At 61.7% G+C, this 13,381-nt stretch carries 8 protein-coding genes; all 8 read right to left on the bottom strand.

Features of this window, described 5'->3' with window-relative positions:
- Window positions 1-8: 8 nt before the first annotated feature.
- On the bottom strand, window positions 9-1,007 hold the full coding sequence (locus tag Hrd1104_RS08755; protein WP_154552403.1) for an NAD(P)-dependent oxidoreductase: 999 nt from the start codon (window positions 1,005-1,007) through the stop codon (window positions 9-11).
- On the bottom strand, window positions 1,004-1,963 hold the full coding sequence (locus tag Hrd1104_RS08750; RefSeq protein WP_154552402.1) for an NAD(P)-dependent oxidoreductase: 960 nt from the start codon (window positions 1,961-1,963) through the stop codon (window positions 1,004-1,006). Before Hrd1104_RS08750 ends, Hrd1104_RS08755 begins: the two co-directional genes overlap by 4 nt.
- Complete coding sequence (locus Hrd1104_RS08745; RefSeq protein ID WP_154552401.1) at window positions 1,956-3,131, bottom strand: NAD-dependent epimerase/dehydratase family protein; 1,176 nt, start codon at window positions 3,129-3,131, stop codon at window positions 1,956-1,958. Before Hrd1104_RS08745 ends, Hrd1104_RS08750 begins: the two co-directional genes overlap by 8 nt.
- A 140-nt stretch (window positions 3,132-3,271) precedes the next feature.
- A complete protein-coding gene (glmS, locus tag Hrd1104_RS08740) occupies window positions 3,272-5,077 on the bottom strand; it encodes a glutamine--fructose-6-phosphate transaminase (isomerizing) (RefSeq protein ID WP_154552399.1) in 1,806 nt (601 codons plus the stop codon).
- Complete coding sequence (locus Hrd1104_RS08735; protein WP_154552398.1) at window positions 5,077-6,270, bottom strand: sugar phosphate nucleotidyltransferase; 1,194 nt, start codon at window positions 6,268-6,270, stop codon at window positions 5,077-5,079. Before Hrd1104_RS08735 ends, glmS begins: the two co-directional genes overlap by 1 nt.
- Before the next feature lie 54 nt (window positions 6,271-6,324).
- Window positions 6,325-7,191: a CheF family chemotaxis protein gene (locus Hrd1104_RS08730; protein ID WP_154552397.1), complete on the bottom strand. Its 867-nt coding sequence runs from the start codon at window positions 7,189-7,191 to the stop codon at window positions 6,325-6,327.
- Window positions 7,192-7,370: 179 nt separating this feature from the next.
- Window positions 7,371-10,151 (bottom strand): BGTF surface domain-containing protein, encoded by a 2,781-nt coding sequence (locus Hrd1104_RS08725; RefSeq protein WP_154552396.1) that lies wholly within the window; start codon window positions 10,149-10,151, stop codon window positions 7,371-7,373.
- A 14-nt stretch (window positions 10,152-10,165) separates the two neighbouring features.
- Window positions 10,166-13,216, bottom strand: a complete 3,051-nt coding sequence (locus Hrd1104_RS08720; protein WP_195837565.1) for a hypothetical protein — start codon at window positions 13,214-13,216, stop codon at window positions 10,166-10,168.
- Window positions 13,217-13,381 lie beyond the last annotated feature (165 nt).

Raw genomic sequence — 13,381 nt, 5'->3', positions numbered from 1 at the left:
GAAAACCCTCACTCGGCTTCGCGTTCCACAGCGTCTCGAACTGTCTCATCGATCGAGTGTCGAACTTCCCAGCCTAGCATGTTGCGGGCAGCCGACGTATCGACGCCGAACTCCTCTACGAGGGTTTCCTCGCCGGCTCGCGGATTCTCGACGAGTTCGACAGCGGGATCGAAGCCGTACTCCCGGGCGATCGCCTGCACCCGTTCTGCGACCGTCCGGACGCTCGGGTCCTCCTCGCTGGCGAGTTCGTAGGTTTCGACGCCGGTCTCGCCTGCCGCCAACTGGTCGGCCAGTCGCTCGGCACTCCGAACGTAGGCTCGCGCGATGTCCTTGACGTGGATGTAGTTGCGCGCCTGGGTTCCCGGTTCGTAGACCGTCAGCGTCTCGTCGGCGAGCGCCCGATCGAGGAAGAAGTTGATCACGGTTCCCTTCGAGACGACCTGCTGGCCAACCGCGTGGCTGCCATAGAGGTTCGATTTCAAGAAGAGATGGGCCGGGAACGCCCCCTCGGCGTAGGTCTCGATCGCGCGCTCGTTGAGGAGCTTCGAGCGGCCATACCAGTTCATCGGGTCGCGGGGATGGTCGGCGGTGATCGGGAACGACTCGGGGGTACCGAGGACGGCCATACTGAACGGGAAGATCAGCGCTGCCCCGTGTTTCCGGCAGAACCAGGCGACGTTCTCGGTCCCGTAGACGTTGGTCTCGTAGGCCAGGTCGGCCTGCTCCCCGCAGTCGTCGACGCCACTGATCGCTGCCAGGTGCATCACGATGTCGCTCCCCGAGAGAGTGTCTTCCAGTCGCCGTCGATCGCGGACGTCGACGTGCTGGACGGTCACGTCCCCGATCTCCCGGACGGTGCCGAGATAGAAGTTATCGATCGCCGTGAGTTCCCAGTCGGGATGGGCGGCCTGTAATCGATCGACGACGCGCGAGCCAATGAAGCCGGCCGCGCCCGTCACGGCGATCGAAAGCGGTTCTTCAGGGTCGAAATCGCTCGCTTCAGTCATGGGTTGATCTCCTGTCGGTCGCGAAGGACGGCGGCGAGATCCCGGACGCCCTCCCGGAGCGTCCATTCGGGCTCGAAGCCAGTCTCGGCCAGGCGGTCGAAGTTCACGTGATAGGAGGGACCGGGGTGTTCGTCTTCGAGGTAGGTTACGTCGACGGGTGCGACCTCCTCGCTGACGATCTCGGCGATCTCGCTGATGCGGTAGTTGCCGTCTTCACTGCCGACGTTGTAGACGGTCTGTGGCCAGGCCTCGGGGTGGCGGGCGGCGTGGCCGAACGCGCGGGCGGCGTCTCTGACGTGGATGAACGGTCGCCAGTTGCTCCCGTCGCCGTAGACTGTCAGCGGCCGCCCGGTCAGCGCCCGGAAGACGAAGTGGTTGACCACGAGATTGAAGCGCACCCCGGGGGCGTACCCGTAGTTGGTACTCATTCGCAGGGCTGTCGCGCTCGCGCCGTTTTCGTTGGCGAACTCGGCAACGAGTTTCTCGGCGGCGACTTTCGCTTCGGCGTAGGGATTCAGCGGGTCCGGGTCGGTCCGTTCGTCGATGTCGGTGCTGGCGGCGCGGCCGTAGTTGTTACACGAGGAGGCAAAGACGAGGTTCTCGACGCCGAGTTTCCGGGCCGCAGTGACGACGTTTTCCGTCCCCTCGAAGTTGACTGCCATCGTCTCCTCGCGGCGGTCGTGGGTGCTCGCCGCGCCGGTGATCGCCGCGAGGTGAATCACGCGATCGACGCCACGCATCGCGCTCTCGACGTCGCCGTACTCCCGGACGTCACCACGCCGGAACGACAGGTCGCCGTCGACGTGGGCTTCGAGTAAGTGGCGTGGCGACCCGCTTGCAAGGGAGTCAAGCACCACAATCTGGCCGACGTCCTCGGCGTCGGCGAGCAGCGGGAGTAGCGCACTCCCGACGTATCCCAGCCCGCCGGTCACGAGGACGTCCCGGGGCTCACTCATCGTCGGTCAACACGCCCGGGAGGAACCGATCTTCGTGGGCCCCAATCCGGTCGTCGTACTCGAGGAGCGTCCCGAGGATCGACCGGACGCCCTCTTCGAAGGTCGTGCCCTGACCGTCGATCAGGTCGGCGTAGCGGTCGTTCTCGATCTCCATCTTGTGGGTCTCGTCCTCGTCACGCGGGTTCTCGAAGTGCTCGACGGCGACGTCCAGCTCGTACTCGCCGGCTACCTCGGCGATCGTCTCGGCTACTTCGACGATCGAGATCGCCCGCGTCACCTGGTTGTAGACGACGTGATCGTCGGGTCGCTCGTCGGGATCGGCGAGCGCGAGTCGTGCCAGGCCCTCGACGGCGTCTTCCAGGGCGATGAAGGGCTTTCGTTGCTCGCCTTTGCCGTAGACGGTCATCGGATAGCCCGCGATCGCCTGGGCGGCAAAGCGGTGGGCGACGACGCCGAAGTAGTAATCGAAGTCAAAGCGCGTGGCAAGCCGCGGGTCGGCGGCGGTCTCCTCAGTCTCGGTCCCGTAGGTAATCGCCGTTCGGACGTCCGAGATGGGGATGTCGAACTGGGAGTGGGCCAGGCGCATGTTTGCTGCGTCGTGTGACTTCGTGAGGTGGTACCAGCTGCCCGCCATCGCCGGGAAGGGCACCTCGTCTTCCTCGCCCTGATTTTCCATCGTCGCTCCGCCCTCGGGGATCGGGAACTCGGGAGCGCCGTAGACGCCGGTGGTCGTCGTTTCGATGAAGTGGGTGTCAGTTAGATCGGCTTCCTCCAGGCCCCACAGCAGGTTTCGCGTCGCCTGCATGTTGTTGTGTTGGGTGTAGTTGGCCCGCTCGCCGTTGATCTGGGAGTAGGGTGCGGAGGGCTGGGCCGCCGTGTGCACGATCGCATCGGGTTCGTGGACGGCGAGCAGTTCCTCGACGAAGGATTTCTCGGTGAGATCGCCCTCGACAAAGGAGAGATTCTGCACGCCGTGGACAGCTTCGGCGGCCTCGATGCGCTCGTCGATGGACGCGATCGGGACGCCACTGACAGCGCCGACCTCTTCGACCCATTCGCGGCGCGCGAAGTTGTCCACGATGAGTACGCGGTCGTCGCTTCGAGTCGTGATCCGCAGGGCGGTCGGCCACCCGAGGTAGCCGTCGCCGCCGGTGACGAGTATCGTCATATGTTACTCATGGCGTGAGTAACTATCTGCATAAGTCTTCCCGTTCGGGGGCTCCGTCCGGGCTTCGGGGCGACACGGAATGGGCGTGCGGAGCACTGCCCCCACACAATGAACCTCGTTGAAGCCGCTGTCGTGGGCAGCTACTCCACAGTTACGCTCTTGGCCAGGTTCCGCGGTTTGTCGATCGGCCGGCCCAGTTTCGCGGCGGTGTGGTAGGCCGCAAGCTGGAGCTGGACGTTCGCTACCACGGCCGCGGTCTGGGGCGAGCTTTCGGGAATCGAGAGGACGTGATCGGCGTACCGGGAGACGTCGCTCACCCCGTCGGTTACTGCGACGACGGGCGCGCCCCGCGCTTCGACCTCTTTGACGTTCCCGATCGTCTTTTGGGCGCGTTCGTCCTCACCGGTCACCACGGCGAAGACGGGTGTCTCACTCGTTACGAGCGCCAGGGGGCCGTGTTTCAACTCCCCGGCCGCAAACCCTTCGGCGTGTTTGTACGTGATCTCTTTCATCTTCAGTGCCCCTTCCAGGGCGACCGGATACTGGTGGCCACGCCCGATGAAGAAATAGGCCTCGCTGTCGAGATACTGTTCGGCGACGGCCGCTACGTTGGACTCATCGAGGACTTGCTGGACGTCAGCGGGGACGTCCCGCAACGCCGCGATCGCCTCTCGATCGTCCTTGCTTGGGGCCATGCCGATCGACAGTGTGTTCAGCGCCACGAGCTGGGAGGCGAAGGTCTTGGTCGCGGCGACGCCGATCTCCGGGCCGGCTTTGATGTAGAAGGCATCGTCACACTCCCGGGCGGCGGTCGACCCGACGACGTTCGTCACTGCGAGTGTCCGCGCACCGCGGGCGCGTGCCCCACGCAGTGCCGACAGCGTATCGGCTGTCTCCCCACTCTGGGTCACCCCGATCACCAGTTCGTCACCGATCGGTGGCGTCCCGGTCGCATATTCGTGAGCCAGGTACGCCTGGGCCGGAACGCCTGCGGCCCGGAACAACTGCGCGCCGTACAGCGCCGCGTGGTAGCTCGTTCCCGCGGCGACGAGGTGGACGCCATGTGGGTTGAGATACGCCAGATCACCGATATCGACCGTACCGTCGAGTTCGTCGACTCGTTCCGAAAGACACTGTCGCAACGCCCTGGGTTGCTCGTTGATCTCCTTTTGCATGAAGTGGTCGTAGCCGGCTTTGCCCGTCTCCTCGGGATCCCACTCGACGGTATCGACGGCCTTCTCGACGGGCTCGCCGGCCAGGGTCGTCACGGTCCACCCGTCGGGTTCGAGACGAGTGAACTCGCCGTCGTTCAGGTACACCACCCGATCAGTGTGTTCTCGGAACGCCGGGACGTCACTGGCCAGGTAATAATGGTGGTCGCCCCCCGCAGTCTCGTCGAGTCCCAGTACGAGCGGCGAGTCGTGTCTGGCGGCAAAGATCGCGTCACACCCACTGATCACGGCCGCTACAGCGAAGCTCCCCTCCAGGTGATCGACGGCCCGCCTGACGGCCGCCTCGGGTGCGTCCCCGCCCGCGAGTTCCGTCTCGATCAGATGGGGCACAACTTCGGTGTCAGTGTCGCTCTCGAAGGTGTGGCCCTCGGCCTCGAGTTGCTCCCGCAGTGCCTGGTAGTTCTCGATGATTCCATTGTGGACAACGGCGACGTCGCCAGTACAGTCGACGTGGGGATGGGCGTTCTCGTCGGTCGGCGGACCGTGGGTACTCCAGCGCGTATGGCCGATCCCGACCGCTCCGTCCGGCGTGTTTCCTTGCACGGTCGCAACGAGCTCGTCGATCGTCCCTGCCTGTTTGACGACATCGACACTGCCGTTGGCGACGGCGACGCCTGCCGAGTCGTATCCACGGTACTCCAGGGTCGAGAGTCCTTCGAGCAACACGTCGGTCGTGTCGGCGCCGTGGCCCACGCACCCGATGATCCCACACATTACCGACGCACCTCCGCGTTTGCGGGCACGCGACCGCTGACGGTGACGCCGGTTGCCAGATAGGCATTCGGCCCGACCAGCGTGCCGGGATCGACTGTCACCCCGCCGTCGGCCTGTACACGGTCGGCAAGCAGCGCACCGAGCGGCCGATCACGGAAGATTTCGTCGCCGACCTCGACCGATCCGGGACCGCCAGGGACGACGCTGCCAGCCCCCACTTGCACGTTCTGGCCGGTGACGGTGTCGAGTAGCGTGCTACCGGGGCCGACGCGCGTATCGTCATCGAGGACGGACCGACCGACTGTCGCGTTCGCTTCCACGGTAACGTTCCGGCCGAGTGCCACTGTCGGCCCGAGCACTGCGCCTGGCCCGACTTCGCTGTCCGGGCCAATCACCGCCGGTGGCCGGACAGTCGCCGTTTCGTGGACGCGGGCGCTGTCTGCGATCCAGACACCCCGTCTTTGCTCGGGGAGAGCGGAGATACCTCTTCTCAACACTTCCCCTGTCAACTCGAGGAGATCCCACGGATACGTGGCGTCGACCCAACTCCCGTCCGTTTCGACTGCCTCTATTCGTTCGTCCTCGAGTACGTGACTGAGGGGCTCGGTCAGGCCCAGTTCACCGTGGGTCCGGGGCGTCGATTCGATGATGTCGAAAATATCCTGTTCGAACGCATAGACGCCTGCGTTGATCAGTCGATAGTCGTCGGCGTCGGGCTTTTCGACAATATCAGTGACTATTTCTCCGTCGACTTCGACGGCACCGTACTCGTGGGGATTCGGACCGTCCAAGACGGCCAGTGTCCCGAGTGCCTGACTGGTCTCGAAGGCAGTACTGACAGCTTGGACGATCGACGGATCGATCAGCGTATCGCCGTTGACGACGAGGAACGACCCTCCGACAGCCGCTTTCGCTTCTAAGAGCGCGTGCCCGCTCCCGAGTTGTTTGTCCTGTCGAACGTAGGTAATCGGCCGACCGCGATAGCTGGGGCCGAAGTGATTTTGGACCCGGTCGCGTTTGTACCCGACGACGAGGACGATCTCTTCGACCCCCGTCTCGACGAGCCCATCCAGAACGTGTTCGAGGATCGGGCGGTTTCCCGCCGGTAACATTGGTTTTGGCCGGTTGCGCGTCAGCGGGCGCAGTCGGGTCCCTTCGCCGGCCGCGAGGACGACTGCCGTCTGCCTGCTCATGCCGGTGGCAAGCGTGGCTCCCGTTTGAACGTTCTGGGTACGGACACCTCACTCCTACTGATTGCCCATCTCTTCGCTTGCAACCTGGCGCCCTCGCGAGGTCATCTCGACTTCCGTCCGTTCCCGAACCGTCTCGATGACGTCGAGTTCGATCAACCGGTCGAAGATCTCTTCGACCTCTTCGACATCCGTCTCGACGAAATCCGGCAGATCGAACGGGGAGACACCCGAGTGCAGCGCCATGATAACTTGCTGTTCGACCGGAGAAAGGTCGAGATTCGCCTGGTTGCGTTCTGCACCCTCTTGGAGTACCTCTTGAAGAATCGTGACCTGCTTGGCCTCGCCCGTGAGGTGGGTCTCGACACTCGTGCCGTCTTCGTCGGTATGCTCGACCTCGAACACGCGCCGTTCTGTCCCATTGACCTGCTGGTCGTCGCTCTCGACGTCGCCGATATCGTCCCGGCCGATCGTGACGTACTGGCCATCTTCTATCGCCAGTTGGATCGCTCCGTCGGTGAGTTTCACCTTCGCCCGCTGCCATTCGGTCCCCTGTACGACGCCGCCTTTGACTGCCGGGTGCTGGACGTACAGGATCGTGTTGTCGATGAAGGCGCGATAGAGATCGGTCTCGAACTCGTCTTGTTCCGGGGCGCGCAGGAGGAGGACGTCGTCGTTTTCGATTCGCACGGTCACGTAACTGGCGACGCCGGCTGCGTTCTGGTTGACGTCGTATCGGCCACCGACATCGCTGATCGCGTCCAGTGGAATCGTCCGCTTCTCGTCGGTGACGAGGACGATCCGGGCCGTCGTAATCACGATCCGACATTGCGTCCAGTCGGCGTCCTGGACGTCACGCCCATTCTGGACTGCTTCCAGAAACTGGCCCCGGTCGTCCATCAATTTCCGTTCGCCTTCACTCATGCCCGGGTTCGTACGCGGCGCTATGCTGGCCAGTGGATTAGGACTTACGGCCACTTCGCGGGCGACCGTCCCGACACGCTGCCGGGTGCCGTCGCTCGTGTGGGTCAAAAAATGAAAAACCGCGCGGCAAATCGGAACCGCTTTCGGCGGTTAGTCGTCGTTAGTGCCGATCAGGTGCGTTACTGGTCGCGGCGGACCGCGAGCAGTGCAGCGCCGATCAGCGCCAGCACAGCGAGCACAGCCGTGAAGCCAGGCCCGCTAGTGGTGGTCGTCTCGGTTTCCGTTTCGGTTTCCGTCATGGTTGCGGTCTCCGTCTCGGTTGCCGTCTCGGTTGCCGTCTCGGTTGCCGTCTCGGTTGCCGTCTCGGTTGCCGTCTCGGTTGCCGTTTCCGTCGCGGTCTCTGTCGGGAGCGCGACCTGCGCGGAGTCCGTCACGGGCGAGCCATCGGCCATGTACGGGCCGTCGGTGCTCGCATCGAACTGCGCGTTGTTGTCCTCATCCATGTGCGGCATGGCGGTGAGTTCAGCACCCTCCGACATCGGCTCGTTGAGGAGCACGCGCACGTTGGTGTGCTCTTCGCCGGCGTTGAGGTATCCAGTCGTGCCGACGATGTCGCCGTCAGCGTTGTGGATGGCGACGAAGCCTCCGCGGCTGAGCTCAGCGGACGACAGGACGACGATTTCACCGCTGGTCGTCTCTTGGTCGTCGAAGGTGACCGACGCAGTCGGTGCTGCGACGATTTTGCCATCGACTTTTCCGTCAGTCAGCTGCGTGGACTGAGAGTCGCGGACATTGATCGTAAAGGACGTGTCCGTTTTCTTCTCACTGAAGTCGAAGCTGTGTGACCAGACGTTCTGTCCGTTCTCACCAGCTTCGACAGTTGTCGTTGCTGGGAAGAGGAAGGACTCAGCGTCTGACGTACTCCGCACGCGAAGGCTGATCTCGGAACCAGCTGCGACCGTGGTGGTCCCGGAGACTACCTGGTCGGAGGCAGCTGATACCTGCACCATATCATTTTCGCCCGTGTCAACGGTGGCCGTGCGGGCATCGTAGTCCCACGCGGCGCTGACGGTCTGATCGCTTTCGGCCAGTCCGTCTTCGTTCTCGTTGACTGTGAACTTCGTTTCGTACTCGTCACGCGTGTCGAAGTCACTCGGCGTTCCGTTGGGCCCAGCGGTCGACAGATCGAAGACGATGAAGTACTCGTTGTCATCGGCGTTGGTGATCGTCGACACGCCGTTGTCGTCGAGCGGGATCGTCTTCGGCTGGGAGTTCATGACGGGGTTCGTCTGTTCGACTGCCATCGAGACGGCATCCGAACTGCTGACGAAGTCAACGAACGAGTCGTACTCAGCGAGACCGCCTTCGAGGCCGCTTGCCTCGAGTTGGACGACGAGTTTGTCCTGTGCGGCGATCGAGGAGTCCTGCGTCAGCGTACCCTCGTCAATCGCACTCGTGATGTCGTCGACCTCTTCGAAGTCAGTATCTCGGGGCGCAGTCCAGAGGCTTGCTCCGTCGGTCGAGCGCGGTTGGACCGACACCGTGGAGACAGTCTCGACATCCGTGTCTGCGTCAGGACCGTCTGCCTCAAGGTCGTAGTTGCCCGTTTCGATGACGTCGTCAGGGCCACCACCGATATCTGTCTCGATGGAGTTGACGGTCAGGGAGTCATCACCTTCTGCAACAGAGAATTCACCGGCTCCGTTAGCGGTGTAGGTGTTCCACTCAACCGTGACCTGATCGTCGTCGTTACCGTCTGCTACTTCGAGGTTCGCCATGTAGCCAGCTTCTTCGCTACCGAGCGTGATGTTCGCCGTTTCACCGTCACCGGTGAACTCGACGACCATGTCAGCGACGTCACCACGCTCTTCCTCGAAGACGGTCTGGGTGAACTGAGCCTGACCGACACTCGACGATTCGACCGTGATCGAAGCCGTGTCTTCTGCGGTCGTGTCAACGACCGAGATCGCGAATTCGTAGTCACCGGTGTCGATGCCGTCGAAGTTCGCATCGCGGCTCTCCTCTTCGGTGAAGTCAGCGACTCGGACCGTTCCGTCGTCCGCCTCAGCGCCTTCGGTCGCGCTGGGGAAGATCGACAGGAGATCGTCCTCGTCGAGCCCGTCTGCACTCACGTCAACTGCGACGGCAGCGCCGCGGTTGTCGTCAGTGAAGTCGAGCGTCGTCGAGGCGCCCTGGTTCACCGTGTCCTCTGCGAACTCGAAGTCGACGTTCTGCGTGCCAACCTCGAAGGGACCGTAGTTCGTTCCCTGTGCGCGGATGAAGAGGCTGTCACCGTATTCGGACGTATCGACGGTGACAATGCCATTATCGTTCGGAGTGAGGTACTCCTCGAAAGAGCCATCGTCGGGGCTGCCCGAGCGGAGCTGAACCTCATCGAGCCCGTTGAATCCGGACACTGCAACGACCTGTCCCTGGAAGACGACGGGGTTGTTGTTCAGCTGCTCTTTCGTGAATTCAGCGTCGGCGTCGACCCCCGTGGATTCGTCACCGTCGTCACCGTCGCCACCGTCGTCCGCTTGGACAGTGACGTCGGTCGTGGCGGTGCTGGAGCTGTCGCCGAGCGTGGCTTCCGCGTCGATGCTAAGGTCGCCGCTCGCGTCGCTCGCGACGGCGAACGTGTAGGTTACGTCAACCGATTCGCCTGCAGCAGGCGGACTCAGGAAGAACCGGGTGGGCGATCCCGATCCGGCTCCTTCCACGTTCTCGACGGAGACTCCGTCGGGAAGCGAGACTTCGATAGCGCCACTACTGGCTGCTTCGTCACCGTTGTTAGTCAATGTATACGTTACGTCAAACGTCTGTCCGGGACTCACGGAGTCCGGCGCATCTGACGCTGTGAGGGTGGCTGACGGCTGTGCCGCGACGGGCACTGCGAGGACCGAAAGCACCATCAGCAGTGTCAGGCCGACTGCCGTGAGCTTCGATGGTAGCTGTGTCATTTTGTTTTTCCTCCTTAGACTTGGCTGTCTTCGTTGTAGGCGGTGATGACCGCGAGCACGTCCTCAATGGACACTGCGTCGCCGTCGATCGTGCCGCCTTCGTTGTACGCCGTGAGGGCGTCAAGCGCTTCACCGATCTCGATCTGACCGCTGCCGTCCGCATCGAAGCGGGCCAGATCGGACGTTCCGTTGTTGTTTCCACTCTCTTCGACGGTCAGTGTCCAGGTGTCGGACGTAGCGTCTTCAGTCTGGACATTCCACGAGTAGTCACCTTCCGTGTCAGGGGCGGTGACATCGAACGTGACCGTCGTGTTCTGGTCGCCGCTGAGTTCGACCGATTCACTGGCAACGACACTCCCGTCGAAGACGAACTCGACGTCTTTCGTGCCGAGCTCGTCACCGACGTTCTCGACAGTCACGTCGACAGAGACCGTGTCACCAGGTGCGACACTGACGTTGGCAGCGGGATCGACGTTCGTGATGTCGAACTCGGCAACCTGCGGCGTGACACCGATGATCGCGATGTCGCCGTCGTTCGTACCAGCCGACAAGTCGGTGAACGTTCGCGTCTCCGTTTCACCGTTGAACTCCGCCTCAACGATGTAGTCTTCACCACTCTGGAGACGCTGACCATCGACCTCGGAAATGGTGTAGGAACCTTCGTCCCCAGCCGTTACGGAGGTCAACGGATCCGATAGATCGGTGTCGTCACCTGCGAACAGTGTGACTGTTGCGCCTGGCAGGTTCTGGCTGTCTTCGTTCACCACGTCACCGGTGATCGCAGCCGGACCGAAGACGTTGATCTCGGCTTCGTCCGATCCGGATGTCGCGTTGATCTCACCGAGATCGTTCTCGGTTTCGGCCGAGACATTCGTCGTTCCGTCCGCCGCGGACGCAGCGGTGAACGTTGTGGTTGCCTGACCGTCTTCCACCGTCAGAGTCGTCTCCGCGAGACTACCCTGCGTGTCGTCGGTAAGACTGACGGTCACTTCTTTGCCGTCTTCGACCGTATCGCTACTCCACTCGCCCTGACGGTCGATCGGTCGCTTCTCGACCGTAACAGTGACTTCGCGGGATTCGTCCTGTGCAACATCGGTGCTCTTGACAAGAGCACCCTCAGCGTCTTCGACTTCGATATCCATCCGGTATTCGAAGTCGACATCCTCTTCGAAGATGTTGACGTTCTGTTCAGCCTGTTTGAGCGTGCCATCAGAGACGTCCTGCCACTCTGAGGTGTTGACGGTTGCCTCGAAAGCAACGAACTGACCGACGTTCTGATCGGTCATGTTGAGGTTATTGTAGGCCTCTTCGGAGGCAACCGCGTAGAGGCGGATATCGGTATTGACGGTCTCGTTCAGCGCGATCCCGTCAATCATGTAGCCACCTTCTGCGCTCGTTTTAACCAGGAAGGCATCGCCTTCAGCGTTGACGAAGGTGTCCTGGATGAACTCAAGGCTCTGGTTGGATTGGCCTTCGTACGCTGCCCACAGGGTCACGTCTTCCATGTCGAGGTCCTCAGGCGTCCGGACATCCCCAGTCAGGACGTCGTTGCCTTCAAGGACGTAGTCGACGGATGCCGTGTCCGTGAGGGTGGTACTCTCGTTCGTCGCTTCCGCGTCGAAGAGGTACGTGCCGATCGGATCGTCACCGAGACTCTGCAACCGTTCGGCGGTCGCGTTGTCCGCGGTGACTTCGAAGGTCGTGTAGCTCACTTCACCAGCGTTCACGTCACCGACCGATTCGTCGATCGATGCCGTGTTACTACCGCTGATGGTGACCGTCGTCGAGCGGTCTATCGCATCGTTGTTGATGAAGTCACCAGACGAGTTCACCGCATCGTTGAACGCGAGGTTCACGTCCAACGAACCGGAGATACTTTCGTTGATTTGGTTCTGCGTGATCACGGCGAACTCGGCCGTGTTGTCCGAGTTCCCGTCCGCGAGCAACGTCGCGTTGCTCTTGTCGGTGAGGTCATCAGCACGGACGATCTCTATACCCTGGGCGTCCAGGTTGGAGATGAGGGTCGGGGAAACCGTTTCCTCGACGTTGTTCTCGTGGAGCAGTGCGCCACGGTTGTCCGCCTGGAACGTTTCCTGATTCGCTCGGACAATGTACTGGACACCGGTGTTCTGATCGTTACCGATCGCGAGATCAGTGAACCGGATGAAGTTGCCATCGTTACCTCCGGATGCGACTCCTCTGTCGACCAGATTAGTCGGGTCAACACTGTTGATGTACAGGCTGACGTTGGCATCCTCAATCGGATTACCATTGTCGTTAGTGACCTCGGCCTCAACGGCACCACGAATGTCACTCCCGCCAATGAAGAACGGAGCTTCTGCTCCATCCTGGAAGGTATTCGCAGTGTCGTTGTTCAGGACGTAGACGCCGTGATAGACGTCTTCCGACTGGTTGATGTTATTCGCAGTGTAGTTGTAGTAGCTGTTCGGCGTGAACTCGACAGTGAAACTGTCACCACTGGCGAGTTCAGTCTGGTTGTCGTAGGCGATCTCGACTTCAGGAGAGCCAGCTTCCACGTTGCCGCTGTTGTTAGCGGCACCCAGCGTGACGTTGACTTCCTGAGCGGACGCCCCGACGTTCTCAATGGTCGCCTCGATAGTGATGTCAGAGGCGTTCGGAGCCACGCGCGGCGCGCTCAGGTCAGTGACGAGAACCTGTTCGACATCGAGGCTCTCGTTCGCTGTGGCCAGCGTTCCGGTTGAGATCGTGTCAGTCTGGTTGACCGAGACGTTGTAGGTACCTGTCTCCAGCCCTGTTGTATTCAGGCCGTCGAAGGCTACGTCAATTGGGTCAGTTTCAGTTTCGAACGTACTATTATCGACAGTAACGTTCGGTTCCGTAGAATCATACTGACCATTGTCGTCGACGTCAATCCAGACTTGCACGTCTGTTGAGTTGTCCGATACGTTCACGGTACCACTGGCATTGGTCCCTTCAGTGACCGTATCACTGTCAAGATCAATGGTGTCGGCTTGACCAGTGTTTACTGCCGCCGCTGCCGAGCCCGCAAACGCTGCGGTCGCGGCAAAGACGGACAGCACCATGAGAGCGGCAAGGAATAGTGCCCTTGCCTTCTCAGTTGGTGTTGAATTTCCTGTCATGTGTTATTGATTGTTGCGTGGTCGTCGTTCGTCGCCCGATACGACCCGTTGCCTAATTGAAGTGTAGTACGCTGATCCATATTTTGGACCGTCAGGTCCCTCAGTCCA

The sequence above is a fragment of the Halorhabdus sp. CBA1104 genome (assembly GCF_009690625.1).
GTDB lineage: Archaea > Halobacteriota > Halobacteria > Halobacteriales > Haloarculaceae > Halorhabdus.
The sequence above is the reverse complement of the archived record's forward strand: the minus strand, read 5'-3'. Positions and strand labels throughout refer to the sequence as shown.